This is a genomic window from Pseudomonas sp. 9AZ, assembly GCF_902506525.1.
GTDB lineage: Bacteria > Pseudomonadota > Gammaproteobacteria > Pseudomonadales > Pseudomonadaceae > Aquipseudomonas > Aquipseudomonas peli.
Genome location: NZ_LR733840.1, coordinates 1363085 through 1387663 on the forward strand (window position 1 = coordinate 1363085; position 24579 = coordinate 1387663).

At 63.4% G+C, this 24579-nt stretch carries 28 protein-coding genes; 26 read left to right on the forward strand and 2 right to left on the reverse strand.

Features of this window, described 5'->3' with window-relative positions; genetic code table 11:
- The first annotated feature begins 113 nt into the window (after positions 1-113).
- The 4 genes from ALTER154_RS06410 (at position 114) to ALTER154_RS06425 (ending at position 3313) form a co-directional block, all read left to right on the forward strand.
- Positions 114-1391, forward strand: coding sequence for a bifunctional O-acetylhomoserine aminocarboxypropyltransferase/cysteine synthase (locus ALTER154_RS06410; RefSeq protein WP_090249883.1), 1278 nt, complete (start codon positions 114-116; stop codon positions 1389-1391).
- A 60-nt stretch (positions 1392-1451) separates the two neighbouring features.
- Positions 1452-1886, forward strand: coding sequence for a thioredoxin TrxC (trxC, locus tag ALTER154_RS06415; protein ID WP_160085727.1), 435 nt, complete (start codon positions 1452-1454; stop codon positions 1884-1886).
- Between the two features lie 94 nt (positions 1887-1980).
- Positions 1981-2424 carry a YiiD C-terminal domain-containing protein gene (locus tag ALTER154_RS06420; protein WP_090249887.1) on the forward strand — a complete coding sequence of 148 codons (444 nt, stop codon included), beginning with the start codon at positions 1981-1983 and terminating at the stop codon, positions 2422-2424.
- A gap of 88 nt (positions 2425-2512) precedes the next feature.
- Positions 2513-3313, forward strand: a complete 801-nt coding sequence (locus ALTER154_RS06425; protein ID WP_160085728.1) for a universal stress protein — start codon at positions 2513-2515, stop codon at positions 3311-3313.
- A gap of 58 nt (positions 3314-3371) precedes the next feature.
- Here the strand turns inward: ALTER154_RS06425 and ALTER154_RS06430 are convergent, their stop codons facing one another.
- The gene (locus tag ALTER154_RS06430) at positions 3372-4145 is read right to left on the reverse strand and encodes a ParA family protein (RefSeq protein ID WP_090249893.1); all 774 of its coding nucleotides are present in this window, start codon (positions 4143-4145) and stop codon (positions 3372-3374) included.
- Positions 4146-4372: 227 nt separating this feature from the next.
- Between ALTER154_RS06430 and ALTER154_RS06435 the strand changes: the two genes are divergently transcribed.
- The 22 genes from ALTER154_RS06435 (at position 4373) to ALTER154_RS06540 (ending at position 23286) form a co-directional block, all read left to right on the forward strand.
- On the forward strand, positions 4373-5089 hold the full coding sequence (locus ALTER154_RS06435; RefSeq protein ID WP_160085729.1) for a beta-ketoacyl synthase chain length factor: 717 nt from the start codon (positions 4373-4375) through the stop codon (positions 5087-5089).
- Positions 5062-5877: a 1-acyl-sn-glycerol-3-phosphate acyltransferase gene (locus ALTER154_RS06440; protein WP_170049505.1), complete on the forward strand. Its 816-nt coding sequence runs from the start codon at positions 5062-5064 to the stop codon at positions 5875-5877. Before ALTER154_RS06435 ends, ALTER154_RS06440 begins: the two co-directional genes overlap by 28 nt.
- Entirely contained in the window at positions 5852-6112 is a 261-nt protein-coding gene (locus ALTER154_RS06445) for a phosphopantetheine-binding protein (protein WP_090249897.1), read from the forward strand. The genes ALTER154_RS06440 and ALTER154_RS06445 overlap by 26 nt, the downstream gene beginning before the upstream one ends.
- Before the next feature lie 11 nt (positions 6113-6123).
- Positions 6124-6384 carry an acyl carrier protein gene (locus tag ALTER154_RS06450; protein ID WP_090249899.1) on the forward strand — a complete coding sequence of 87 codons (261 nt, stop codon included), beginning with the start codon at positions 6124-6126 and terminating at the stop codon, positions 6382-6384.
- Entirely contained in the window at positions 6384-6929 is a 546-nt protein-coding gene (locus ALTER154_RS06455) for a hypothetical protein (protein ID WP_160085730.1), read from the forward strand. Before ALTER154_RS06450 ends, ALTER154_RS06455 begins: the two co-directional genes overlap by 1 nt.
- Positions 6926-8596, forward strand: coding sequence for an acyl-CoA synthetase family protein (locus ALTER154_RS06460; RefSeq protein ID WP_160085731.1), 1671 nt, complete (start codon positions 6926-6928; stop codon positions 8594-8596). The genes ALTER154_RS06455 and ALTER154_RS06460 overlap by 4 nt, the downstream gene beginning before the upstream one ends.
- Positions 8589-9323: a glycosyltransferase family 2 protein gene (locus tag ALTER154_RS06465; RefSeq protein ID WP_160085732.1), complete on the forward strand. Its 735-nt coding sequence runs from the start codon at positions 8589-8591 to the stop codon at positions 9321-9323. Before ALTER154_RS06460 ends, ALTER154_RS06465 begins: the two co-directional genes overlap by 8 nt.
- The gene (locus tag ALTER154_RS06470; protein WP_160085733.1) at positions 9320-10255 is read left to right on the forward strand and encodes a glycosyl transferase; all 936 of its coding nucleotides are present in this window, start codon (positions 9320-9322) and stop codon (positions 10253-10255) included. Before ALTER154_RS06465 ends, ALTER154_RS06470 begins: the two co-directional genes overlap by 4 nt.
- Positions 10236-11777, forward strand: a complete 1542-nt coding sequence (gene hutH, locus ALTER154_RS06475) for a histidine ammonia-lyase (protein WP_160085734.1) — start codon at positions 10236-10238, stop codon at positions 11775-11777. Before ALTER154_RS06470 ends, hutH begins: the two co-directional genes overlap by 20 nt.
- Complete coding sequence (locus tag ALTER154_RS06480; RefSeq protein ID WP_160085735.1) at positions 11770-12195, forward strand: thioesterase family protein; 426 nt, start codon at positions 11770-11772, stop codon at positions 12193-12195. The genes hutH and ALTER154_RS06480 overlap by 8 nt, the downstream gene beginning before the upstream one ends.
- Positions 12192-12785 carry an outer membrane lipoprotein carrier protein LolA gene (locus ALTER154_RS06485; protein ID WP_160085736.1) on the forward strand — a complete coding sequence of 198 codons (594 nt, stop codon included), beginning with the start codon at positions 12192-12194 and terminating at the stop codon, positions 12783-12785. The genes ALTER154_RS06480 and ALTER154_RS06485 overlap by 4 nt, the downstream gene beginning before the upstream one ends.
- The gene (locus tag ALTER154_RS06490; RefSeq protein WP_160085737.1) at positions 12775-15117 is read left to right on the forward strand and encodes an MMPL family transporter; all 2343 of its coding nucleotides are present in this window, start codon (positions 12775-12777) and stop codon (positions 15115-15117) included. Before ALTER154_RS06485 ends, ALTER154_RS06490 begins: the two co-directional genes overlap by 11 nt.
- Positions 15114-16265, forward strand: coding sequence for a sodium:proton antiporter (locus ALTER154_RS06495; RefSeq protein WP_160085738.1), 1152 nt, complete (start codon positions 15114-15116; stop codon positions 16263-16265). The genes ALTER154_RS06490 and ALTER154_RS06495 overlap by 4 nt, the downstream gene beginning before the upstream one ends.
- The gene (locus ALTER154_RS06500; protein ID WP_160085739.1) at positions 16252-17496 is read left to right on the forward strand and encodes an NAD(P)/FAD-dependent oxidoreductase; all 1245 of its coding nucleotides are present in this window, start codon (positions 16252-16254) and stop codon (positions 17494-17496) included. The genes ALTER154_RS06495 and ALTER154_RS06500 overlap by 14 nt, the downstream gene beginning before the upstream one ends.
- A 12-nt stretch (positions 17497-17508) precedes the next feature.
- Positions 17509-18237 (forward strand): class I SAM-dependent methyltransferase, encoded by a 729-nt coding sequence (locus tag ALTER154_RS06505; RefSeq protein ID WP_160085740.1) that lies wholly within the window; start codon positions 17509-17511, stop codon positions 18235-18237.
- Positions 18234-18734 (forward strand): DUF3261 domain-containing protein, encoded by a 501-nt coding sequence (locus tag ALTER154_RS06510; protein ID WP_160085741.1) that lies wholly within the window; start codon positions 18234-18236, stop codon positions 18732-18734. Before ALTER154_RS06505 ends, ALTER154_RS06510 begins: the two co-directional genes overlap by 4 nt.
- Positions 18734-19993: a beta-ketoacyl-[acyl-carrier-protein] synthase family protein gene (locus ALTER154_RS06515; protein WP_160085742.1), complete on the forward strand. Its 1260-nt coding sequence runs from the start codon at positions 18734-18736 to the stop codon at positions 19991-19993. Before ALTER154_RS06510 ends, ALTER154_RS06515 begins: the two co-directional genes overlap by 1 nt.
- Positions 19990-20454, forward strand: a complete 465-nt coding sequence (locus ALTER154_RS06520) for a hotdog family protein (RefSeq protein ID WP_160085743.1) — start codon at positions 19990-19992, stop codon at positions 20452-20454. The genes ALTER154_RS06515 and ALTER154_RS06520 overlap by 4 nt, the downstream gene beginning before the upstream one ends.
- 14 nt (positions 20455-20468) lie before the next feature.
- Positions 20469-21197, forward strand: coding sequence for a 3-oxoacyl-ACP reductase FabG (gene fabG, locus ALTER154_RS06525; protein ID WP_160090034.1), 729 nt, complete (start codon positions 20469-20471; stop codon positions 21195-21197).
- The gene (locus ALTER154_RS06530) at positions 21197-22432 is read left to right on the forward strand and encodes a beta-ketoacyl-ACP synthase (protein ID WP_160085744.1); all 1236 of its coding nucleotides are present in this window, start codon (positions 21197-21199) and stop codon (positions 22430-22432) included. Before fabG ends, ALTER154_RS06530 begins: the two co-directional genes overlap by 1 nt.
- A gap of 91 nt (positions 22433-22523) precedes the next feature.
- Complete coding sequence (locus ALTER154_RS06535) at positions 22524-22967, forward strand: excinuclease (protein ID WP_160085745.1); 444 nt, start codon at positions 22524-22526, stop codon at positions 22965-22967.
- On the forward strand, positions 22957-23286 hold the full coding sequence (locus tag ALTER154_RS06540; RefSeq protein ID WP_160085746.1) for a cytochrome c: 330 nt from the start codon (positions 22957-22959) through the stop codon (positions 23284-23286). The genes ALTER154_RS06535 and ALTER154_RS06540 overlap by 11 nt, the downstream gene beginning before the upstream one ends.
- Before the next feature lie 208 nt (positions 23287-23494).
- On the opposite strand, the gene hemE is transcribed toward ALTER154_RS06540, so the two are convergent.
- A complete protein-coding gene (gene hemE, locus ALTER154_RS06545) occupies positions 23495-24562 on the reverse strand; it encodes a uroporphyrinogen decarboxylase (protein WP_160085747.1) in 1068 nt (355 codons plus the stop codon).
- Between the last annotated feature and the right edge of the window lie 17 nt (positions 24563-24579).

A 24579-nucleotide genomic window follows, 5' to 3' on the forward strand; every position in this document is an offset into this window, starting at 1 on the left:
GGCGAACACATCGATCTAACCCAAGGCCCGATTCATTGCTCCAGCGCATTGACCGGGCCTTCTTGCTTTGGCCATGCTGCGGGTCTTTCAAACTGCCCTGAAGGAACGCGCGCATGAAATTGGAAACCCTGGCCATCCACGCCGGTTACAGCCCTGACCCGACCACCAAGGCGGTGGCGGTGCCGATATACCAGACCAGCTCCTTTGCCTTCGACGACACCCAGCACGGTGCCGATCTGTTCGACCTGAAGGTCGCCGGCAACATCTACTCGCGGATCATGAACCCGACCAACGCCGTGCTCGAAGAGCGCGTGGCTGCGCTGGAAGGTGGCGTCGGCGCGCTGGCCGTGGCTTCGGGCATGGCCGCGATCACCTATGCGATCCAGACCGTCGCCGAAGCCGGTGACAACATCGTCTCGGTGGCCAAACTCTACGGCGGTACCTACAACCTGCTGGCCCACACCCTGCCGCGCTTCGGCATCCAGACCCGCTTCGCCGCCCATGACGACATCGCCGCCCTGGAAGCGCTGATCGACGACAAAACCAAAGCGGTGTTCTGCGAATCCATCGGCAACCCGGCCGGCAATATCGTCGATCTGGCCGCACTGGCCGCTGCTGCACACCGCCATGGCGTACCGCTGATCGTTGACAACACTGTGGCCACGCCGATTCTTTGCCGCCCGTTCGAGCACGGTGCCGACATCGTCGTGCATTCGCTGACCAAGTACATCGGCGGCCACGGCACCAGCATCGGCGGCATCGTGGTGGATTCCGGCAAATTCCCATGGGCCGACAACAAGGCGCGCTTCCCGCTGCTCAACACCCCGGATCCTTCCTATCACGGCGTGACCTACACCGAAGCCTTCGGCCCGGCGGCCTTTATCGGCCGCTGCCGCGTGGTGCCGTTGCGCAACACCGGCGCGGCGCTGTCGCCGTTCAATGCCTTCCTGATTCTGCAAGGCCTGGAAACCCTGGCCTTGCGCATGGAGCGCCACTGCGAGAATGCGCTGAAGGTCGCCCATTACCTGCAAAATCATCCACAGGTGGCGTGGGTGAAATACGCTGGCCTGCCTGATCACCCCGAGCACGCCCTGGCGCAGCGTTTCTGCGGCGGCAAACCGGCCTCGATCCTGTCCTTTGGCATTGTGGGCGGCCAGGCTGCAGGCGCACGCTTTATCGATGCGCTGCAGTTAGTGGTGCGGTTGGTGAATATCGGCGATGCCAAATCGTTGGCCTGCCACCCGGCCTCGACCACTCACCGCCAGCTGAATGATGAAGAGCTGGAGCGCGCCGGCGTACCGCGCGACATGGTGCGCCTGTCGATCGGTATCGAGCACAGCGACGACATCCTCGCCGACCTGGCCCAGGCTCTGGACGCCGCGGCGGGCTGATCGCCCTTGATATCCGCACAAGCGACTCCAGATAAGGGATAACCGCCTCTGGAGTCGCCCATGTCCAACCCTCTGCTGATCCCCTGCCCGCACTGCAATGGTCTCAATCGCATTCCCGCCGAGCGCTTGGGCGATGCGCCGCGCTGCGGCCGTTGCAAATCGGAGGTGCTACCCAGCACACCGTTCGACCTGACCCAAGCCAACTTCGACGCGCAGAACAAGGGCGACCTGCCGCTGCTGATTGATGTCTGGGCCAGTTGGTGCGGCCCGTGCCGCAGCTTTGCTCCGATCTATGAGCAGGCCGCCGCGCAGCTGCAAGGCCACTGCCGCCTGAGCAAGCTGGACAGCGAAGCCAACCCTCAGCTCTCGGCTGAAATGGGCATTCGCTCGATCCCCACGCTGATCCTGCTCAAGGGCGGCGTCGAAGTGGCTCGCCAGAGTGGCGCGCTGCCCTTGCCGCAATTGCTCGGCTGGTTGCGTCAGCAGGGCATCTGAGCGGATTGGTCAATCACGCCATGGCATTGCGGTCATTACCGCAGCCATGACCAACCCTTAGGCTGGCTGCACAACAATAATTGTGGAGCCAAGCATGACGATGCCTATCGAACTGGTGCGCCAGCTCACCGAAGAACAGATTGCCTTTGTCCAGCGCAGCGGGCTCAAGGCCGAAGTGCTGGAAGTCGGCCACGTGCGCCTGCTGATGCCGCTGGCGGGCAACCAGAACCATATCGGCAGCATGTACGCCGGTGCGCTGTTCACCCTGGCGGAAATTCCAGGCGGTGCGCTATTTCTCACCAGCTTCGATGCCCAGCGCTTTTACCCCATCATCAAGGAAATGAACCTGCGCTTTCGCCGCCCGGCAACCGGCGATATTCGAGTCGAGGCACACCTTGCAGCAGAGGAAATCCAGCAGCTGCAAAAACAGGCAACAGAACTGGGCAAAGCCGAGTATGTTTTACAGTTGCAGCTAACCGATGAGAGTGGTGAAGTAGTGGCCGAGAGTCGCGGCCTTTACCAATTGCGCGCACGCTGACACCTGACCTTGCCCTAGGTCAAAAGTCCAGCTATGACTCGAGGTCACAATAAATGTGCCGACATGCATCGGCAGGAGAACGCCGACCATGCCCAGCCACATCCTTATTGCCCACGACCTGCGCGACACTGCCGACATGGCGCTGTGCCGCGCCACGCAGCTGGCCAAGCAATTCAACGCCAAACTGACCATCCTGCATGTGCTCGACCCGAGTAAAAGCAGTCAGGAGCATGAGCAGGCCAAGCAGGCGCTGGACCGCAGCCTGACCCAATACGCCCCACCCGGCAGCCAACTGCTGATCCGCACCGGCATCAAGCCCTCGGAAGTGGTGCTGCAACAGCTTAATGAGCTGGGTTGCGACTTACTGGTACTCGGCGGCCATCACCAGCGCCACGACTTCTTCTCCGGCACCAGCCTCGACCGCATTGCCCGCAACTGCCCGGTGCCACTGCTGCTGGTAGCGCGTAACGATTTCAAGCCATACCAGCGCGCACTGGCGGCCATCGATTTTTCACTCTGCGCCTGCAGCGCCCTCGGCCAGGCCTACCGCCTGCTGCCGGAAACGGCCGAACTGCACGCCCTGCACGTCTTCGAGCCAGACAAGGGCACGCCCAAGCAGGTTGAAGCGCAACTGAACACGCAAAAAGCCCTGATCAACCAGTTGCTGGAAGATGAAGCGCAGAACCTACCGGAGAAAGGCCCGACCCTGACTCATTCGGTGGAGCAAGGCGGCATCCTGCGTTGCCTGCAAGCGCGCCTGAAAAGCACCAACACCGAACTGCTGGTACTCGGCAGCCACGGCCGCAGCGCACTGTCGCAAGCATTGCTCGGCAGCCTAGCGCAGCATTTCCTGCACAAGGCGCCCTGCGACATCTACGTCGTCAGGTAGGTTTTCTTCGCCCAACAAAAAAGCTGCCTAGGCAGCTTTTTTGTTATCCAGACTCAACTCAATCAGCACTGTTGAGCAGGTCATGCAGCTCGACAAACTGCTGAGTCAACTTGTGGTTGCGGTCCAGATAGATCAGCGGCGTGCAGGCCTGGTGAGATTCGCGCATCTTCACCGAACTCATCAGGTTGACCGGCAGCACCGGCAGACCCTCGGCAATCAGCTCATCGAGCAGCTGCTGCGGCAGGCTGGCGCGCGGCTGGAACTGGTTGACCACAATGCCTTCGACTTCCAGGCCCTCGTTGTGGTCTTCCTTGAGTTCCTCGATTTCGCGCAGCAGGCCATACAGCGCCTGGCGCGAGAAGCTGTCGCAGTCAAACGGAATCAACACGCGGTCAGCCGCGATCAACGCGGAGACGGTGTAGAAATTCAGCGCAGGTGGGGTATCGAGGTAGATGCGCTCGTAGTCTTCACTGAGGTCTTCGAGCAGTTTGCGCAGCTTGTTGATCTTGTGTTTTTGCTCAAGCTTCGGCTGCAGGTCGGCCAACTCGGCGGTGGCGGTGACCACATGCAGGTTGTCGAACGGCGTCTCGTAGATATCCACGCTGCCTTTCTTGCCGAACGGCGCCGATGACAGCGTGCCTTTAAAGAACTCGGCAATGCCCATGGGGATGTCCTCACCGGTCAGGCCGGTGAGGTAATGGGTCGAATTGGCCTGGGCATCCAGGTCGATCAGCAGCGTGCGATAGCCCTGGGAAGCACTGACCGCGGCCAGGTTGCAGGCAATACTGGACTTCCCCACACCGCCCTTCTGATTGAAGATCACGCGCCGCATGAAATACCCCCTGAATCCCGCATAAACCCCGAAATGGTCCCGGATTCTATGCAAACTACGTGACAAGGGCGAGATTTTCGGCAAAACCCCGCCGCCTCCGGTCAGAACAGTAGGCCATAGATTTGCGCACGGCCCGTACGGTCTGGATAATGCCAGCACTTCGCCATGCCTGCTGCCAAGCCCTCCGCTGGTTGCGGCTGGCGGCAGCCGACATGGATGCCCACCGCGTGACACATTTCAGGATCGAACAATGGCGTGCCTGGGCTCCTGGCCTGGACAGCACGGCTGACTGGTGCGCCTGGCATCAGGCACCGTCGCGCCTGGTGGATGCGGGCCAGCAACCGGATGTCAGCGCGCTGCCGGCCATGCAGCGCCGCCGCCTGAGCCGCCTGGCGCGGATGGCCTTCCACGTCGCCTGGCCGCTGGCCGAAGCGCACCCGCAATTACCGATGGTGTTCGCCAGCCGGCATGGCGAAACCCCGCGCACCCTGACCATTCTCAGTGATCTGGCGCACAACGAGCCGCTGTCGCCGACCCAGTTCAGCCTCTCGGTGCACAACGCGATCATCGGTCTATGGTCGATCCAGCGCGGCGATCACAGCGAAATGACGGCCATTGCCGGCGCCGGCGACGGCCTGGAAAACGCCATATTGGAAGCCTGCGGCATGCTCCACGACGGCGCACCAGCAGTGCTGGTGGTGATTGCCGAAGAAACTCCGCCCGAGCTTTACGCGCCATTTATCGACGACGTCCCGTTCCCCTATGCCGTTGGCCTACTGCTGACGCCGGGCGATGACTGGCAGCTGCACCTGAGCCGGGGCGACGGCGCCGGCAGCGAATGGCCCCACGCTCTCAACCTGGTCCGCGCCCTGTGCAGCGACCAGCCGACCCTGCAGCACCACTGGAAGAACCGACAATGGACCTGGTCACGCAACAAGGCCTGAGCCGTTACAGCCCGCCCTATGTCTGGCGGCTGGTGGCCACGGCCCTGAGCTTCAGCCTGTTCGGCATCGGCGGTGTGCTGCTGCGCGTGCTGATCTTCCCGCTGCTGACCCTGCTGCCAGGCGATGCCCTGAGCCGGCGCACCCGCGCCCGCGCGGTGGTGAGCAAAACCTTCTACCTGTTCGTGCGCTTTATGTACCGCAGCGGCGTACTGACCTACGAAGTCGAAGGCATCGAACGCCTCGGTCAACCGGGACAAATGGTCATCGCCAACCACCCCTCGCTGATCGATGTGGTGGTGCTGATCGCCTTTATTCGTGATGCCAACTGCGTGGTCAAACAAACCCTGTGGGACAACCCGAGCATGCGCGGCCCCCTGCGCGCGGCCCACTTCATCAGCAACAGCGGCAGCATGGACATGCTCGACGAAGCCGCCGGCGCGCTGCAAAGCGGCCAGACCCTGGTGATATTCCCCGAAGGCACGCGCACCACGCCGGGGCAGGCCCCGGAGTTTCACCGTGGTGCAGCGGCCATCGCGATTCGTGGCGCACGCATCGTCACCCCAGTGGTGATCAGCGTCAGCCCCACCACCCTGACCAAAGCCGAGCCCTGGTACAGCATTCCGTCGCGCCGTTTTCACATTCGCCTACGCGTAGGCGAGGATATTGACCCACAGCAGTTCAATGCCATGGGGGCGCCGCCGATAGCCTCGCGCAAACTCAACGATTTTCTGCACCAACACTTTATGAAGGAGCTCGCCAAAGATGAGCGATTTACAGCTGGAAATTAAAAACCTGATTATCGATGCCCTGGGCCTTGAAGACATGGCGGCCGAAGACATTGCCGCCGACCTGACGCTGTTCGGCGAAGGCCTCGGCCTGGACTCGGTCGACGCCCTGGAGCTCGGCCTGGCGATCCAGAAGCGCTTTGGCATCAAGATCGACGCTGAAGCCAAAGACACCCGCAAGCACTTTGCCAACGTAGCCAGCCTGGCGGCATTCGTGTCATCGCAACAGACCGCCTGAGGGAGCCGCCGATGCAAACCCGTGAAGAGATTTTTGACACCCTGCGTGACGCGCTGGTCGAGCTGTTCGAGTTGGACGCCGAACGTATTACGCCGCAAGCCAACCTCTATCAGGACCTGGAGATCGATAGCATCGATGCCGTGGACCTGATCGACCACATCAAGCGCCAGACCGGCAAGAAGCTTGCGGCCGAAGAGTTCAAGGCAGTGCGCACGGTGGGTGACGTGGTCGAGGCGGTGCTGCAGCTGGTTAACGCTCCAGCCAGCGAATAATGAGTCGTCTATTTGGCCTGCTCCTGCTGCTGGCCGGACTGCTCTACCCCTTTGCCGTGTACTACGGCATGGAGCACCTGTCGCCACGCCTGTTCGCCCTGCTGCTTGGTGGCCTGTGGCTGGCCCGCGCGCTGAGCCAATGGGGCAAGCCGGGCAACCGCTGGATGACCGCGGTGGCCCTGGGCTTCTGCCTGCTTCTGGGCCTGGCTGGTGAGCCTGAGCTGCTGCGCTGGTACCCGGTGCTGCTTAACGGCCTGCTGTTGGCGTTGTTCGGCCTTAGCTTGAAGTTCGGCCCGCCGCTGATCGAGCGCCTGGCGCGCCTGACCGAGCCGCAGTTGCCGGAGGTTGCCGTGCGCTACACGCGGACTGTTACCCAGGTCTGGGCCGGGTTCTTCCTGGCCAACGGTCTGGTGGTGGTGGCGCTGAATATCTGGGCACCGCTGAGCTGGTGGACGCTGTATACCGGGCTGATTGCCTACGGCCTGATGGGCCTGCTGTTTGCGGGTGAGTGGCTGGTGCGCCAGCGTGTTAGGAGACATGAATGAACTGGCTGTCCCTCGAGCACCTGCTGCTCGACGCCCACCCCGGTCGCGCAGTAAGCGCGGACCTGGATCACCCCCAGCTGCGCCAGCATGCCCTGCAATTGGCGGCTGAGCTGCAAGGCCGTGGCGTAAAACGCCTGGCGCTGTACCTCGACGATGCCGGTGAACTGGCCATCGCCCTGCTGGCCGCCTGGCGCGCCGGGATTGCTGTGCTGTTGCCAGCCGATGCGCAGCCGCAGACCCGCCAACGTATGAGTACGCAGTGCGACCTGTGGCTGGATAGCCTCGACGACCTGCTTACCCAGGACGGTGCGACCCTGCCGGCCGCGCCACTCGATCTCGACCAATGTCAGCTGACCCTGTGCACCTCCGGCTCCAGCGGCGAAGCCAAGCTGATCGACAAATCCCTGCGCCAGCTGGCCAATGAAGTGACCGCCCTGGAACAGCTATGGGGCGCGCAACTGGGCAACGCGACCATTCTTGGCAGCGTCGCCACCCAGCATATCTACGGCCTGCTGTTTCGCGTGCTCTGGCCACTCTGCGCCGGCCGCGTGTTTCTGCGCCGCGCCCAGCCGTTCCCCGAGGATTTGCAACGCGAAAGCCTGGCCAGCGGTACTGATTTTGCCTGGGTCGCCAGCCCGGCTCTGTTGAAGAGAATGGGCGACAACCTCGACTGGAATGCCCTGAGTGCAGTGCGCCAGGTGTTCTCCTCCGGTGGCGCTCTACCAGCGGAAACCGCTGCAGAGCTGTATGAACTGCTTGGCCAATGGCCCACGGAAATCTACGGCAGCTCGGAAACCGGCGGCATCGCCTGGCGCCAGGGTGGCGAGCTGTGGACGCCATTCGCCGGCGTCGAACTGGGACAGAACGCCGAAGGTGCGCTGCACCTGATCTCACCCTACCTGCCCGTCGGCCATCGCGAACAGACCGCCGATGCGGTGGAACTGCAGGCCGATGGCCGCTTTGCCCTGCGCGGCCGCCTGGATCGGATTATCAAACTGGAAGAAAAGCGTATCTCCCTGCCCATGCTCGAACTGGCACTGAGCAGCCACGCATGGCTCAGCGATGCGCGCCTCGGCGTATTGCAGGAAGGCCGTGCCTACCTCGGCGCCCTGGTAGCCTTGAGCCCAGCCGGCCTGCATGCGCTGCGCAATGAAGGGCGCAAGACCGTCACCGAAACCCTGCGTCGCCACCTGGCCGGTCATTGCGAAGCCATCGCCCTGCCCCGCCGTTGGCGCCTGCTCGCGCAGCTGCCCTATAACAGTCAGGGCAAGCTGGCCCAGGCCACCGTCGAAGCGATGCTGGCCGAGCCACGGCCAACCCAGGTGGAACCACTGTCGGCCGTGGAGCAGGATGGTGAATGGCAATTGGAGCTGGTGGTGCCACTGGACCTGGCGCACTTCAGCGGTCACTTCCCGAAAACGCCAGTACTGCCAGGCGTGGTGCAAGTCGATTGGGCGCAGCAACTGGCGCGTCAGTTGATCAAGGACCTGCCACCACGCTTCAGCGGCATGGAAGTGCTGAAATTTCAGCAACTGGTGCGCCCGGGAGATCGCTTACAGCTGAGCCTGCGTTTCGACGCCGCGCGCGGCAAGCTGTACTTCGCCTTCCGCAACGGCGAGGCCGCCTGCTCCTCAGGGCGAATTCTGCTGGGAGCTGCCCGTGCATAACCCCTGTGCGGTGATCCCGGTCTACAACCACGAACACGCGCTGCCCGTGGTGGTCGCCGCGCTGCACGCGGCAGGCCTGCCCTGCGTGCTGGTGGACGATGCCTCCAGCCCAGCCTGCGCGGCGGTGATGGATCAGCTGGCCGTTCAGCCTGACACCCACCTGGTGCGGCTGGCGGTGAATCAGGGCAAGGGCGGCGCGGTAATGGCCGGCCTGCGTGAAGCGGCGCGACTGGGTTTCAGTCATGCGCTGCAGGTGGATGCTGACGGCCAGCATGACCTCAGTGATTTGCCTCACTTTATCAACGCCTCGCAGGCCGCCCCAGAGGCGCTGATCTGCGGTTACCCGCAGTACGACGAGAGCGTGCCAAAAGGCCGCCTCTACGCACGCTACCTGACCCACGTCTGGGTGTGGATCAACACCCTGTCGCTAAGCATTCGCGACTCCATGTGCGGCTTTCGCGTTTACCCGCTGCCGGCCACCTTGGCCCTGATTGATTCGGTAACCCTGGGCAAGCGCATGGACTTTGACACCGAAGTACTGGTACGCCTGGCCTGGCGCAATCAGCCGATGCAGTGGTTGCCGACCCAGGTGCACTACCCGCTGGACGGCCTCTCGCACTTTCGCCTGTGGCTCGACAACGCGCTGATCTCGAAGATGCACGCCAAGCTGTTCTTCGGCATGTTGCTGCGTGCCCCGCAGATCCTCTGGCACAGGTGGCGCGGATGAGCCAGCCACACTGGGCCGGGCAACGTGAGCGCGGCAGCTTTATCCTGATGAAATTCACCGCTTGGCTGGCGCGCCTGCTCGGCCGCCGGCTGATCAGCCCGCTGCTGTACCTGATCGTGCTGTATTTCTACCTGTTCGGCGCCGAAGCGCGACGCAGCATTTATCAATACCAGCGCAACCTGGCCACCTGGAGCGGACGCCGCGAACTGCAGCCCAGCCGCCTGTCGGTGCTGCGTCACTTTATGAGTTTCACCGACACCCTGCTGGACAAGCTCGACGTGTGGAACGGCAAGCTCGGCCTGGAACAGGTGACCCTGATCGACCCAAGCAACGCCTGCACCCAGCTGCGCCAGGAAGGTCGTGGACAAATGCTGGTGGCCGCACACCTGGGCAACCTCGAAGTCTGCCGCGCCCTGGCCGAACTCGGCGAGCAGGTGACGATGAACGTGTTGGTGCACACCAAACATGCCGAACAGTTCAACCGCCTGCTAGGTGAGGCCGGAGCCACGCACTTGCGGCTGATTCAGGTCAGCGAGCTGGATGCGGCGATCATGCTGCAATTGTCCGAGCGCCTGGAGCGCGGCGAATGGCTGGCAATTGCCGGTGACCGCGTACCGCTCACCGGGAGCCGCACGGTTAACGTGAACTTCCTCGGCAAGCCCGCCGCGTTCCCACAAGGCCCGTGGCTGCTGGCCGGGCTGCTGCAATGCCCAGTCAATCTGATTCACTGCCTGAAAATCGATAACCGTTACCAGGTGATCATTGAGCCCTTCGCCGAGCGCCTGCAGTGGAAGCGCAGCGAGCGGGACGCGGTGATCCGCCACTGGACCCAGCGCTACGCCGACCAGCTCGCGCAACGCTGTCTGGATGCGCCCCTGCAATGGTTCAATTTCTACCCGTTCTGGAATGAAGATGACGACACATCAGCCTGATCCCATCGTGTTTGGCGAGCGCCCCCTGAGCATCGAACAGGTTGTCGCCCTGGCCAGCCGCAGCGCACCGGCGCAGCTGCAAAGCGATGCCGCCTACCGCGAAAAAATCGCCAAGGGCGCGCGTTTCCTCGACAGCCTGCTGGACAAGGAAGGCGTGATTTACGGCGTCACCACCGGCTACGGCGACTCCTGCGTAGTGGCCGTGCCGCTGCACCAAGTCGAAGCGTTGCCGCGTCACCTCTACACCTTCCACGGCTGTGGCCTCGGCAAGCTGCTCGATGAGCCTGCCACCCGTGCCGTACTGGCCGCGCGTTTGCAGTCGCTGTGTCAGGGCGTTTCCGGCGTGCGCGTGGAGCTGCTCGAACGCCTGCAGGCGTTTCTCGAATTTGATGTGCTGCCGCTGATTCCGGAAGAAGGCTCCGTGGGCGCCAGCGGCGACCTCACGCCGCTGTCCTATGTCGCCGCCACCCTCAGTGGTGAGCGCGAAGTGATGTACAAGGGCGAACGCCGCAGCGCCGCCGATGTGCACAAGGAACTCGGCTGGACGCCGCTGACCCTGCGCCCGAAAGAAGCCCTGGCGCTGATGAACGGCACCGCCGTGATGACCGCCCTGGCCTGCCAGGCCTATTCGCGCGCCGATTACCTGCTCAAGCTGGCCACCCGTATCACCGCACTTAACGTGGTGGCGCTGGAGGGCAATCCGGAACACTTCGACGAGCGCCTGTTCGCCGCCAAGCCGCACCCGGGGCAGATGCAAGTCGCCGCCTGGCTGCGCCAGGATCTGGCCATCGACGCGCCGACCGCGCCGCTGCATCGCCTGCAGGATCGCTACTCGCTGCGCTGTGCGCCGCACGTACTGGGTGTGCTGGCCGACAGCCTGGGTCTGCTGCGCCAGTTCATCGAAACCGAACTGAACAGCGCTAACGACAACCCGCTGATCGACGCCGAAGCCGAGCGCGTGCTGCACGGCGGGCACTTCTACGGCGGGCATATCGCCTTCGCCATGGACAGCTTGAAAAACCTGGTGGGCAACGTCGCCGACCTGCTTGATCGGCAGCTCGCGCTGCTGGTCGACACCCGCTACAACCATGGCCTGCCGAGCAACCTGTCCGGCGCTCCAAGCGTCAGCGCAATGATCAACCACGGCTTCAAGGCCGTGCAGATCGGCACCAGCGCCTGGACCGCCGAAGCCCTGAAAAACACCATGCCGGCCAGCGTGTTCTCCCGCTCCACCGAATGCCACAACCAGGACAAGGTGAGCATGGGCACCATCGCCGCCCGCGACGCCCTGCGCAGCCTGGAGCTGACCGAGCAGGTCGCCGCCGCCACCTTGCTGGCCGCCAACCAGGGCGTGTGGCTGCGCCAGCGCGACGGCAAGAACGTCATCCCCGCGCCGATCGCCGCCATGCGCGAACAACTGGCTGTGGACTTCCACCCGGTGATCGAAGACCGCGCCCTGGAAGCCGAGCTGCGTCTGTGCCTGGTGCGCATCCGCGCGCAGCACTGGAGGCTCTATGCGTAGCAAAGGCGTATTGCAGGCGGAAATCGAACTGCAGGTGCCGTTCTTCGACGTCGACATGATGGAAGTGGTCTGGCACGGCCACTACGTCAAATACTTCGAAGAAGCGCGCTGCGCCCTGCTCGACAAGCTCGGCCACAACTACATACAGATGCGCGCCGCCGGCTACGCCTGGCCGGTGATCGACCTGCAGCTGCGCTATATCCGTGGCGCGCAGTTTGGTCAGAAGATCATCGTGCGCGCCGATCTGGTGGAATGGGAAAACCGTCTGAAGATCAACTACCTGATCACCGATGCCGCAACCGGCGAGCGCATGACCCGTGGCAGCAGCGCGCAGGTGGCGGTGGAAATCGCCACCCGCGAGATGCAGTTCGCTTCGCCCAAGGTGCTGATCGACGCTGTCGAAAAGGTACTGGCGTGAAACGCCTGCTGGCAGGCCTCGGCTTCTGGCTGCTGAGCCAGAATGCGCAGGCCTTCGACCTCGACCAGCTCAGCGCCCAGCTGGCCGAGCCTGCTGTGGTGCGCGGCCCGCTGATTCAGGAGAAGCACCTGCGCGCCCTGCCGCAGCCACTGACCAGTCGCGGTCAGTTTGTGTTGAGCCGTGACCTCGGCCTGCTCTGGCGGCTGCAAAGCCCGCTCAAGCAGGATTACCGCATCGACAGCCAGGGCATCGCCAAACGTACGCCAAGCGGCTGGCAACAGCAGCCCGGCCAGGATGTCGCCGCCCAGCAGAGCCGGCTGTTTCTCGCCGTGCTCAAGGGCGACCACAGCGGCCTGGCGCGGGATTTCGAGTTGCAACTAAGCGGCACAGCTGACGCCTGGCAACTGCGCCTGGTGCCGAACTCGGTGTTGCTCAAGCAGATTTTCAGCCGCATCCAGATCGACGGCGGCGCGCTGGTGCAGCGTATCGAGCTGCATGAAACCCAGGGCGACCACAGCGTGCTGCGCTTGCCGGACAGCCAGGCAGGCGATGCCTTGACGGAACAGGAGCGGCGCGACTTTGCGCAGTGAACGCTGGCTGCCGCGCGGCTTTCTGCTGCTGCTCGCCGCCCTACTGGCGCTCGCCGCGTGGCAATGGCGCAACGGCCCGCCCGTGGCTGCGGATATGCTCGCGTTGTTGCCGGCCGGTAGCGGCGATGAACTGGTGCAGCAGGCCGAGCAACGTATGCAGGAGCCGCTCAATCGCGACCTGCTGCTGTTGATTGGCCACCCGCAGCGCGACCAGGCGATTGCCCTGGTGCAGCAGGTAGGCGAGCAGTGGCGCGACAGCGGGCGCTTCGCCCAGGTGCAGTGGAGCGTCGACAGCGACCTCGCGGCGCTGCGCGATTACCTGCATAGCAACCGCCTGGCCTTGCTGCCGACGGCGGATCGCCAGCTGTTGCTGGAACAACCGCAGCAGTTGATCGAACAACGCGCCGCCCAGCTATTCGACACCTTCGCCGGTTTTAGCCTGCTGCCCATCGAGCAGGATTGGCTGGGCCTGGGCTTGCGCGCGCAACAGGCGCTGAATCCGGGTAGCCGCATCCAGGCCGATCTGAGCAGCGGCGCGCTGCTGCTGGAAGAGCCGGGGATGACCTGGGCCCTGCTGCGTGCAAGCGCCAAAGGCAGCGCATTCGATATGCAGGAGCCGCCGCTGATAGCCGCCCAGGTCGCCGCTACCCGCACCCAGATCGAAACCGCCGGCGGCCAACTGCTGGCAGCGGGCGGCGTGTTGTACGCAGCCGCTGGACAAGCCAAGGCGACCCGCGAGATCAGCCTGATTGGCGGCGGCGCCACCCTCGGCACCCTGCTGTTGTTGTTGCTGGCCTTCCGCCGCGTGCGGGTGCTGGTCAGCCTGTTGCCGATTGGTATGGCGCTGTTGGCCGGCTGTACCGCCTGCGTATTGGTATTCGGCCAGATCAACGCGCTGACTCTGGTACTGGGGGCCAGCCTGGTCGGGGTCGCCGCCGACTACCCGCAACACTATTTAAGTAAAAGCTGGAGCAACGCCGAGGGCAGCGAAGGCTGGAGCAGCTGGGGCGCCCTGCGCGCCACCTTGCCAGGCCTGAGCCTGAGCCTGGGCACCAACCTGATTGGCTACCTGGCGCTGGCCTTTACCCCGTTTCCGGCGCTGACCCAAGTCGCGCTGTTTTCCGCCGCCGGGCTGATTGCCGCTTATCTGTGCTCGGTATGCCTGCTGCCGGCCTGGCTACGCGGCCTGCGCCTAAGCCCATCGCCGCAACTGCTGAGCTTTAGCCAACGCCTGTTGGCCGGCCGGGCACGCCTGCTGGCCAAGATCGGCAGCGCACCGCTGCTGGCGTTGCTACTGCTGTTTTGTGCAGGTGGGCTGTGGCAGCTGCATACACAAAATGATCTGCGCCAATGGCTCGGCCAGGAGCCGGAATTGCTGGCCGAGGCCCAGCGCATCGCCGAGCTGACCGGACAGCAGCCCACCAGCCAGTTCTTTCTGGTGCGCGCCGCTAACCCGCAGCAGCTGCTGGAACGCCAGGCGGCGCTGAGCCAGCGCCTGGATCAGGCGGTGCAGAACGGTCAGTTGCGTGACTACCGCGCCCTGAGCCAACTGGTCGCTCCCGACAGCCAGCTGCAGGAATTGCGCGCGGCACTGAGCGAACTGCCGCAGCACTGGCAGCCGCTGCTCGGCCTGGGCATCCCGCCGGCCACGCTGCATAACGAACTGCTGACGCTGCAACAGAACAACCAGGCGAGCCTGGAACAAGCCCTGGCCAGCCCCCTGGGCGAGGCCTGGCGACCGCTATGGCTCGGAGCCCATGCAGACGGCGTAGCCGGGCTGGTCAGCCTGCAAGGGCTTAGTAACAGCAGCGAACTCCAGCCGCTTATCGAGGGCCTGCCGGGGGTGCAGCTGGTGGATCGAATCAGCGAACTCAATGCGCTGTTTGGTGCCACCCAACTTAGCGCCGCCGAACTGAAACTGCTGTCTTCAATCGCCATCCTGTTGCTGCTGTGCCTGCCATTCGGCCTCGGCGGCGCGCTGCGGGTGGTCTGCCTACCGCTGCTGGCGGCCCTGGCGGCGCTGGCCTGCCTCGGTTGGCTGGGCCAGCCGCTGACCCTGTTCAGCCTGTTTGGCCTGCTGTTGATCACCGCCATCGGCGTCGATTACGCCATCCTGATGCGCGAAAACATCGGCGGGCCGGCGGTCAGCCTGCTCGGCACCCTGCTCTCGGCGCTGACCAGCTGGCTGTCGTTCGGCCTGCTGCTGATCAGCGACACCCCGGCGATTGCCAACTTCGGTCTGGCAATCAGCCTTGGCCTGCTGTTCTGCTTTCTGCTGGCACCCTGGGCCGGCACCCGGCAAAGCACAGCTAACCAGGCGCAGACGCTATGACCATCGCACTGGCCTGGTTGGTGCTTCTCGCGCTATTTGCCCTGGTGACCTGGCTGGGCAAACGCCTGCGCCTGATTCCGATTGTCAGCCAGTTGCTGCTGGCCACCCTGGGCCTGCCGCTGCTGATGCTATGGACCACGCCGCTGGGCTTCGGCGCCCGCGAGCTGCTCGCGCCAGTGTGGCTGGAGCCCTTATATGGCATGGCCTTCTGCCTGTTGCTGGGGCATATCCTCAGTGATGTGGTTGATCTGCAACTGGAGCCGGGCAGCCTGCAGATCGCCTTGCCGAGTTTCTTTGTGCCGTTCTTCTGCGGCCTGGCCTGCGCATTCTGGCTGCTGCCAGAGCAAAGCGGCCTGGCCGATATTGCCGTGGGGCTGCTGTTTGCCCTGACTGCCATTCCAGTGCTGTTTCTCTACCTGCAGCACCTCGGCTACCCGGTGGCCAAGATCCGCCAGCTGCTGCAGGCAGCAATCATCATGGATTTGCTGTGCTGGCTGATCTTCGGCCTGGCTCAGGGCAGCAGCGATCCGGCCACCCTGCTCTGGCCGCTGCTGGCCGCCAGCCTGCCACTGCTGTTGAAGCTGCTGCCGCTGCGTTCCTCGCTCCTCAATGGCAGCTGCTTTCTCGCCCTGCTGCTGTTGATGCAGCAACTGCACCTGAATGCCCTGGTGTTCGGCATCGCCTACCTGTTGCTGCTCACTGCCCTGCGCCTGCCTTTACTCCTGCCACTACCCGCCGGGGTGCTGCGCTGGCTGCAAACCTGGCTGGCAGTGCCGCTGATTCTGGCCTTTGGCCTGCTGCAGATCGACTGGCACGACGCCTGGCTGGGGTATTCTGCCTGGCAGTTTGCGGCGCTGTTGCTGCTGCCGATCATCAGCAAACTGGCCGGCAACTGGTTGGGCCTGAGCTGGGCCGCCGGACAACTGCGCGCCTATGCGGGGCAGTGGCGCGAAAGCCTGCTGTTGAATACCCGTGGCCTGACTGAAATCATCTTTCTCAATCTGCTGCTGCAACAGCAGATAATCAGCCCGGCACTGTATTTCGCCCTGATGCTCATGGGCCTGATCTCGACCCTGTTACCGGCCCTGGCCGGTGCTTACCCACACGCCGCCACGCATGAGGCCAGAAGCCGCTATGAAGTCTCTTGAAGTCGAACAACGCCAAGTCGTAGTGATAGGTGCCGGCCCGTCCGGGGCGATTGCCGGTGCGCTGCTCAAGCGCAATGGCCATGACGTGCTGGTGCTGGAGCGCCAGCGCTTCCCGCGCTTCTCAATTGGCGAGAGCCTGCTGTCGCACTGCCTGGACTTTGTTGAAGAAGCCGGGATGCTCGATGCAGTGCGTGCGGCGGGCTTCCAGACCAAGCATGGCGCGGCCTTTGGCTGGGGCGAGCGCTATACCGAATTCGATTTCCGCGACACCTTTACCCCGGGGCAGGGTTCGACCTATCAGGTGCTGCGTGCCGATTTCGACAAGCTACTGGCGGATCAGGCCGAGCTGCAGGGTGTGGAAATTCGTTATGAAGAAGAAATCTTCGCCGTTGATTTCAGCGCCGACCGCCCACGCTTGAGTGTGCGCCGATTGGCCGATGGCCATCAATACCAGGTCGAGTGCGCCTTCGTCCTCGATGGCAGCGGCTACGGCCGCGTGCTGCCGCGCCTGCTCGACCTCGACACGCCGTCGAGCTTCCCCGTACGCCAGGCAGTGTTTACCCACGTCGAAGACCGCAGCGATGGCACCGGTTTCGACCGCGAGAAGATCCTCATCACCACCCACCCGACCCTACGCGACGTGTGGTTCTGGACCATCCCGTTCAGCAACGGCCGCTGCTCGGTCGGTGTAGTGGCCGATGCCACCCGCTATCAAGGTCGCCCGGAAGATCTCGACGCCTGCTTGAAGCAATTTATCGAAGAGACCCCCAGCCTGCACAAGGTGCTGAAAAACGCCGTGTGGGACACCCCGGCACGTACCATTGGCGGCTACTCGGCCAACGTCAAAGCCCTGCACGGCCCAGGCTTTGCCCTGCTCGGCAATGCGGCGGAGTTCCTCGACCCGGTGTTCAGCTCCGGTGTGACCATCGCCATGCGTTCTGCGAGCATGGCTGCTGGCCTGCTGCACCGCCAACTCAGTGGCGAGACGGTAGACTGGGAGCAGGACTTTGCCATCCCACTCAAGCGCGGCGTCGACACCTTCCGCGTGTATGTCGAGGGCTGGTATGACGGCAGCTTCCAAGACGTGATCTATTACGAGAAGGCCCAGCCGGAAATCCGCCGGATGATCAGCTCGATCCTCGCGGGCTATGCCTGGGACGCGAAGAACCCCTATGTGGCAGAGCCCAGGCGCCGCCTGCGCGTACTCGCCGAAGTCTGCGCCAGCCAATAAATAAGGATGTTTATGAACAACCCGGCCGCCACCTACGTCGAGGAAACCCGCTTCGGCTTCTGGTTCTTGCAGAGCCACGTCTGGCAGCACCATGTGCTGCGCGTGGCAATCAATGACCTGCGCGGCCTGTTCGCCGGCCCACTGCCAGAAGCACCGGTGCTGCTGGATGCCGGCTGCGGCCAGGGCAAGTCCTTCGGCCTGCTCGCCGAGGCGTTTGCGCCTGCGCGGATAATCGGTCTGGATGCCGACCCGCACAGCCTCGACTGCTCGCGTGCCGAGGCGGAGCGCCTGGGCCTGGATGTGCAATTGATCGCCAGCGACTGCGCCGCGATCGACCTGCCGGATGCCAGCGTCGACCTGCTGTTCTGTCACCAGACCTTTCATCACCTGGTCGAGCAGGAACAGGCCCTGGCCGAGTTCTGGCGCGTGCTCAAGCCGGGCGGGCGCTTGCTGTTCGCCGAATCCACTCAGTTCTATATCGATACCTGGGTGATCCGCTGGCTGTTCCGCCACCCGATGCATGTGCAGAAAAGCGCCGAAGGCTATCTGGCTATGTTGCGTAGCCAGGGCTTCGAATTTGTCGCCGACAACATCTCCTACCCCTATTTATGGTGGAGTCGCTCCAAGGACTTCGGCTTGCTGGAGCGCTGGGGGCTGATGAAACCCAAGCCGGCCGGCCAGCGCAATGAAACCCTGGTCAATGTGGTGGCGCGCAAGCCGCTGGAGGCAACTCCGGCATGAGACGCCTCGTCCTGCTCGGCCTCGGCCTGCTACTCAGCGCCTGCGCCGCTCACACGCCGCTGCCGCTAGGCGCGCCAAGCTTTGGTGCGCCACTGCCCGCCGCGCTGCGCGTCGAACGCCAGCAAGGCGCGGATCAGCAGACCTGGTGGCTGGTGGTGCAGGCCGAACAATCGGCATTGCGCTGGTCGCTGTTCGATCCACTCGGCGTGCCCCTGGCGCGGCAGTTACTGGAGAATGGCCAGTGGCGCGCCGATGGCCTGCTGCCGCCCAATAGCGATGCCCAGGAGCTGTTCGCCGCCCTGCTGTTCGCCCTCACCCCGATCGACAAGCTGCCCGCCAGCTATGCGCCCGACACCTGGCAGCAACTGGCCGACGGTCAGCGCCGGCTTAATCCGCACTGGCTGATCGACTACCACGCGCCGCTGGATTTCACCCTGAGCCAGGGCCAGGTACTGAGTTACCGGGTCTATGCCCTCGCCGACGAAGAGATTCCCTGATGCCGGTCTACCTCAACGCACTGGGCCTTAACTGCGCCCTCGGCCAAGGCAAGCAGGCGGTGGCGACAGCGCTGTTTGCCGGCGATAGCAGCGGCATGCAGGCGCAAACCGGTTGGGTGGCCGAGCGCGCGCTGACCGTCGGCGCCGTGCCGGGCAGCCTGCCTGATTTACCCGATTTGCCGGACCATCCGCCGAGCCGCAATAACCAGCTGCTGCTGGCTGCCACGCTGGAAATCGAGCCAGAACTGCGCGCCGCTATCAGCCGTTTCGGCGCCGAGCGTATCGCCGTGGTACTCGGCACCAGCACCTCGGGCATTGAGGAAGCCAGCCAGAGCATCGCCACCTATCTCAACGAGGGCGAGTTGCCGGCGCATTATCACTATGCCCAGCAGGAGCTGGCTGAACCGGCGAATTTTCTCAGTGACTGGCTGGGTTTGAGCGGGCCGTGCTTTAGCATTTCCACCGCCTGTACCTCGGGCGCGCGGGCGCTGCTGAGCGCGCAGCGTCTGCTGAACCTCGGGGTGTGCGATGCGGTGATCTGCGGTGGCGTGGACAGCCTGTGTCGCCTGACGCTGAATGGTTTTACCGCCCTGGAAGCCGTCTCGGCGGAGCGCTGCAACCCGTTTTCCGTCAATCGCCATGGCATTAATATCGGCGAAGCGGCGGCGCTGTTCTTAATGACCAGAGAGCCGCTAAGCGGCGCAGCCCAGAGTGCTGTACCAATCACCCTGCTTGGCGGCGGCGCCGGCTCAGATGCTCACCATATTTCCGCACCGCAGCCCGATGGCCTTGGTGCCCAGGCGGCCATGCGCAAAGCACTGGCGGCGGCCGGCATCCGCGCTGATCAGGTCGATTACCTGAACCTGCATGGCACCGCCACCACACACAATGACGCCATGGAAAGCCAGGCGGTGCAGGCTATCTTCCCCCATGGTGTGCCCTGTTCATCGAGCAAGTCCATGGTCGGCCACACCCTTGGCGCGGCTGGGGCACTGGAAGCGGCTTTCTGCTGGCTGACCCTGAGCGAATACAACCCGGATCAGCTACTCCCCCCGCACCTGTGGGATGGCCAAGCTGACCCGGCCTTGCCGGCACTGAATCTGGTTCAGCCCGGAACCCGCCTGAGCAACAACCGCCCAAGCCGACTGATGAGCAACTCCTTCGCCTTTGGCGGCAACAATATCAGCCTGCTCTTGGGTGAAGAGCCTAGTGAAGAGCAGGGTGAAGAGCACGGCGAAATGCCAGGAGAACATCCATGAGCCTATGGCCAATCGCCGAGCTGATTCCCCACGCCGCGGACATGATCCTGATCGATCAGGTGCTGCGCTTTGGCGATGAGGACATCGAAACCCAGCTGACCATCCGCAACGGCGGCCTGTTCAACCTGGAGGACGGCAGCCTGCCGGCTTGGGTTGGCATCGAGCTGATGGCGCAGAGCGTCGCCGCCTACGCTGGCTGCCAGGCACGCCTGCGCGGCGAGCCGGTGGAGCTGGGCTTTCTGCTTGGCACGCGCAAGTACGAATGCAATGTCGAACGCTTCCCGGCCGGAGCCGAGCTGCATATCCATGCAAGCCGCTCGCTGCAGGATGACAACGGCATGGGCGTGTTCGAATGCCAGCTGCGCGGTCCCGGCATCGAGGCCTTGGCACGGCTTAACGTATTCCGGCCACCGCAGGTGGCCAGCTATCTTCAGGAAGAATTTCAGGAAACTCAGCCATGAGCGAAACAGCAGCCCTGCGCGAAACCATTCTGGTCACCGGTTCCAGCCGTGGCATCGGCCGGGCGATTGCCCTGCGCCTGGCCAAAAGCGGCTATGACATCGTGCTGCATTGCCGCGCCCGCCGCGAGGAAGCCGAAGCGGTGCAGGCGCAGATCATCGAAATGGGCCAGCAGGCGCGCATCCTGCAATTCGACGTGTCCGACCGCGCTGCCTGCCGCACGGCGCTGGAGGCCGATGTCGAACAGCACGGCGCGTATTACGGCGTGGTGTGTAATGCAGGGTTGACCCGCGACGGCGCTTTCCCAGCGCTGAGCGAGGACGACTGGGACATCGTCATGCGCACCAACCTCGACGGTTTCTATAACGTGCTGCACCCGCTGACCATGCCCATGGTACGGCGGCGCAAGGCCGGGCGTATCGTCTGCATCACCTCGGTGTCCGGGCTGATTGGCAACCGCGGCCAGGTCAACTACAGCGCCTCCAAGGCCGGCATCATCGGCGCGGCCAAGGCCTTGGCCATTGAGCTGGGCAAGCGCAAGATCACGGTCAACTGCGTCGCACCCGGGCTGATCGATACCGAAATCCTCGATGCCGATGTGCCGGTTGAGGAAATCCTCAAGATGGTCCCCGCGCAGCGCATGGGCACCCCGGAAGAAGTGGCCGGCGCGGTGAATTTTCTGATGTCCGAGGAGGCGGCCTACATTACCCGCCAGGTCCTCGCGGTGAATGGTGGGTTGTGCTGATGAGCGGATGCAAACGGGTGGTAGTCACCGGCATGGCCGGCGTGACCTCGCTGGGCAGCGACTGGCCGACGATTGAGGCGAACTTCAAGGCCGGCAAGAGCGGCATCCGCTACATGCACGAGTGGGACCGTTTCAGCGAGCTGAACACCCGCCTCGGCGGCCCGGTGGATGACTTTGTGCAGCCCAAGCACTGGAATCGCAAACAGACCCGCAGCATGGGCCGCGTCTCCAAACTGGTGGTATACGCCGCCGAACGTGCGCTGGAACACGCTGGCCTGCTCGGCGACGAACGCATTCAAGACGGTCGGATGGGCGTGGCCTGCGGCTCGTCCACCGGCAGCACCGACGAGATCAAGGCGTTCGGCAATATGCTGCTCAACTCGGTGGCCGACGGCCTGAATGCCAACTCCTACATCCGCATGATGCCGCACACCACGGCGGCCAATATCAGCATTTTCTTCGGCCTCAAGGGTCGCCTGATCCCCACCTCCAGCGCGTGCACCAGCGGCAGCCAGGGCATCGGCTATGCCTATGAAGCGATCAAGTTCGGCCGCCTGCCGATGATGCTCGCCGGCGGCGCCGAGGAACTGTGCCCCACCGAAGCCATGGTCTTCGACGCGCTCTACGCCACCAGCCTGAAAAACGATGCACCGCACACCTCGCCGCGTCCCTACGACAGCGGCCGCGATGGTCTGGTGATCGGTGAAGGCGCCGGCATTCTAGTACTCGAAGAACTGGAGCACGCCTTGGCCCGTGGTGCGACCATCCATGCCGAAATCGTCGGTTTTGGCTGCAACTCAGACGGTCAGCACGCCACCAAACCCGTACAAGCCACCATGCGCGGGGCGATGGAGCTGGCGCTGCAGGATGCCGGTTTAGCACCTTCCGCCATCGGTTACGTCAACGGCCATGGCACCGCCACCGACCAGGGTGACGTCGCTGAAACCCTGGCGACCCAGGAACTGTTCGGCAGCCAGATGCCGATCAGCTCGCAGAAGAGCTACTTCGGCCACACCCTGGGCGCCTGTGGCGCGCTGGAGTCCTGGTTCAGTATCGAAATGATGAACTCAGACAGCTATGTGCCGACCCTGAATCTGGATGCGGTCGATCCGGCCTGCGGCGAACTGGACTACCTGCGCGGTGAATTCCGCCAGATGAGCCACCAGTACGTGATGAACAACAACTTCGCCTTTGGCGGAGTGAATACGTCGTTGATCTTCAAACGCTGGAGCTAAAAAGCAGCTGGATTACACTGGCTACGGCAGCAACCTCTTTTTGCGCAACACAAAGCAGTTCCCAGAAAAACCTCATAAAAAGGAGCGACCCATGAACGCCAAAACCTGGATTCTCGCAGCAGCCTGCATCGGCCTGTTCCCTGCCGTCAGCCAAGCGCGTGACACCACCCACTTTCTGCCATTCGAGACTGTCGTGCAGGAAGCCCTCAACGCTGGCCGCCTCGACGGCAGCGTGAAGTTCTACCTGGCTGGCAAAAAACCAGCTGGCGCGGTCAGCGTGGTCAAGTCTGGCGTCACCACCAGCCAGAAGACCAACGCCTTCAACAAGAGCGATGAAGCCGCCTGCAGCTGGGCCCTGCAGTCCGCGTTGATCCGCTTCCAGAACGCGGCCAAAGCAGCCGGAGCCAATGCCGTGGTCGACCTGGCCAGCAACTACAAGAACGTCGAGTACAAAGACAGTCAGAAGTATGAATGCCACGCTGGCGCGATCATGGCGGGCGTCGCCCTCAAAGGAAACCTGGCCAATGTCAAATAAGCCCTTACGGCTCGGCCTGTTCATCGTATTGGCGTTGAGCGCCAGCCTGCCCGCACTCGCCGACGTGGACGGCCAGCAGCTGTACCGTCAGCACTGCGCCAAATGCCACGCCGAAGACGGCCGCGCCAACACCATGCGCGGCTGGCTGTACTTTGCACAGAACCTGAGCAAGGCCAAATGGCAGGACAACAACAGCGACAGCGACATCCTCGAAGCTATTCAGGACGGTCCCGGCGCCATGCCCGATTACGCCGACAAGCTCAGCGAAGCTGAGCAACTGGCGTTGGTAAGGGCCGTACGCGATCTGCGTAAGCCCTGAGAACCTGCCACGGATCTGCTGCGCGTCGGCGATACGGCGTTAAAAATGGCCCGGGACGCGGCGTCTCGGAATGCTCATTTACACCAGTAAACTCCGCTTCCTCGGCCATTTTTGCCTTGTCTCGCTCTAGCTCGCGAGATCCGAGTCAGGTTCTAAGAAACGCAGATAAAACAAAGGCCGCATGAGCGGCCTTTGTTTTGTGCAGGGCTTACTGATGGTACTGCCCAGACAACTCATGCACCGCTTCGAAGAAGGCACGCGCATGCTCAGGATCGACTTCCGGGGTGATGCCGTGGCCAAGGTTGAACACCTGACCACTGCCATGACCATAAGCCGCGAGAATACGCCCGACTTCAGCGCGGATTGCCGCAGGGTTGGCGTACAGCACGCTCGGGTCCATATTGCCCTGCAGCGCCACCTTGTGGCCGACACGGGCACGGGCGCTGCCGATATCGCAGGTCCAGTCCAGGCCCAGCGCTTCGGCACCGCTATCCGCCATCGACTCCAGCCATAGACCGCCACCTTTGGTGAACAGAATCACCGGTACGCGGCGACCATCGTGCTCGCGGATCAGCCCGTCGATGATCTTCTGCATATAGGCCAGGGAGAACTCCTGATACGCCGCTGCCGACAGCGAACCACCCCAGGAATCGAAAATCTGCACCGCCTGTGCGCCGGCCTTGATCTGCCCATTGAGGTAGGCGGTGACCGACTGCGCCAACTTGTCGAGCAACGCGTGCATGGCCTGCGGGTTGTCGTAAAGCATGGCCTTGGACTTGCGGAAGTCCTTGCTTGAGCCGCCTTCAACCATATAAGTGGCCAGGGTCCAGGGGCTGCCGGTAAAGCCGATCAATGGCACGCGGCCATTCAACTCACGGCGAATGGTGCGCACGGCGTCCATCACGTAACCCAGGTCCTGCTCTGGATCGGGGATCGGCAGCGCTTCGATATCGGCCATGGAACTGATGACTTTCTTGAAACGCGGGCCTTCGCCGGTTTCAAAATACAGGCCCTGGCCCATGGCGTCGGGGATGGTCAGGATGTCAGAGAACAGAATCGCCGCGTCCAGCTGTGGGTAGCGGTCCAGCGGCTGGATGGTGACCTCGCAGGCCAGCTCCGGGTTCTTCATCAGCTTGACGAAGTCACCCGCTTTGGCGCGAGTAGCGCGGTACTCCGGCAGGTAACGACCGGCCTGGCGCATCATCCACACCGGGGTGACGTCGACAGGCTGCTTGAGCAGAGCACGAAGGAAGCGGTCGTTCTTCAGGGCGGTCATGGCAATTCCCGAGAAAA

Excerpts from the sequence above, each read along its gene's own strand:
- ALTER154_RS06535 (WP_160085745.1), top strand. The coding sequence starts at position 22,524 with ATGAACGCCAAAACCTGGATTCTCGCAGCAGCCTGCATCGGCCTGTTC.
- ALTER154_RS06500 (WP_160085739.1), top strand. The coding sequence starts at position 16,252 with ATGAAGTCTCTTGAAGTCGAACAACGCCAAGTCGTAGTGATAGGTGCC.
- ALTER154_RS06520 (WP_160085743.1), top strand. The coding sequence starts at position 19,990 with ATGAGCCTATGGCCAATCGCCGAGCTGATTCCCCACGCCGCGGACATG.
- ALTER154_RS06470 (WP_160085733.1), top strand. The coding sequence starts at position 9,320 with ATGAGCCAGCCACACTGGGCCGGGCAACGTGAGCGCGGCAGCTTTATC.
- hutH (WP_160085734.1), top strand. The coding sequence starts at position 10,236 with ATGACGACACATCAGCCTGATCCCATCGTGTTTGGCGAGCGCCCCCTG.
- ALTER154_RS06495 (WP_160085738.1), top strand. The coding sequence starts at position 15,114 with ATGACCATCGCACTGGCCTGGTTGGTGCTTCTCGCGCTATTTGCCCTG.
- trxC (WP_160085727.1), top strand. The coding sequence starts at position 1,452 with ATGTCCAACCCTCTGCTGATCCCCTGCCCGCACTGCAATGGTCTCAAT.
- ALTER154_RS06445 (WP_090249897.1), top strand. The coding sequence starts at position 5,852 with ATGAGCGATTTACAGCTGGAAATTAAAAACCTGATTATCGATGCCCTG.
- ALTER154_RS06480 (WP_160085735.1), top strand. The coding sequence starts at position 11,770 with ATGCGTAGCAAAGGCGTATTGCAGGCGGAAATCGAACTGCAGGTGCCG.
- ALTER154_RS06460 (WP_160085731.1), top strand. The coding sequence starts at position 6,926 with ATGAACTGGCTGTCCCTCGAGCACCTGCTGCTCGACGCCCACCCCGGT.
- ALTER154_RS06440 (WP_170049505.1), top strand. The coding sequence starts at position 5,062 with ATGGACCTGGTCACGCAACAAGGCCTGAGCCGTTACAGCCCGCCCTAT.
- ALTER154_RS06410 (WP_090249883.1), top strand. The coding sequence starts at position 114 with ATGAAATTGGAAACCCTGGCCATCCACGCCGGTTACAGCCCTGACCCG.
- ALTER154_RS06425 (WP_160085728.1), top strand. The coding sequence starts at position 2,513 with ATGCCCAGCCACATCCTTATTGCCCACGACCTGCGCGACACTGCCGAC.
- hemE (WP_160085747.1), bottom strand. The coding sequence starts at position 24,562 with ATGACCGCCCTGAAGAACGACCGCTTCCTTCGTGCTCTGCTCAAGCAG.
- ALTER154_RS06420 (WP_090249887.1), top strand. The coding sequence starts at position 1,981 with ATGACGATGCCTATCGAACTGGTGCGCCAGCTCACCGAAGAACAGATT.
- ALTER154_RS06515 (WP_160085742.1), top strand. The coding sequence starts at position 18,734 with ATGCCGGTCTACCTCAACGCACTGGGCCTTAACTGCGCCCTCGGCCAA.
- ALTER154_RS06510 (WP_160085741.1), top strand. The coding sequence starts at position 18,234 with ATGAGACGCCTCGTCCTGCTCGGCCTCGGCCTGCTACTCAGCGCCTGC.
- ALTER154_RS06455 (WP_160085730.1), top strand. The coding sequence starts at position 6,384 with ATGAGTCGTCTATTTGGCCTGCTCCTGCTGCTGGCCGGACTGCTCTAC.
- ALTER154_RS06430 (WP_090249893.1), bottom strand. The coding sequence starts at position 4,145 with ATGCGGCGCGTGATCTTCAATCAGAAGGGCGGTGTGGGGAAGTCCAGT.
- ALTER154_RS06530 (WP_160085744.1), top strand. The coding sequence starts at position 21,197 with ATGAGCGGATGCAAACGGGTGGTAGTCACCGGCATGGCCGGCGTGACC.
- ALTER154_RS06505 (WP_160085740.1), top strand. The coding sequence starts at position 17,509 with ATGAACAACCCGGCCGCCACCTACGTCGAGGAAACCCGCTTCGGCTTC.
- ALTER154_RS06540 (WP_160085746.1), top strand. The coding sequence starts at position 22,957 with ATGTCAAATAAGCCCTTACGGCTCGGCCTGTTCATCGTATTGGCGTTG.
- ALTER154_RS06450 (WP_090249899.1), top strand. The coding sequence starts at position 6,124 with ATGCAAACCCGTGAAGAGATTTTTGACACCCTGCGTGACGCGCTGGTC.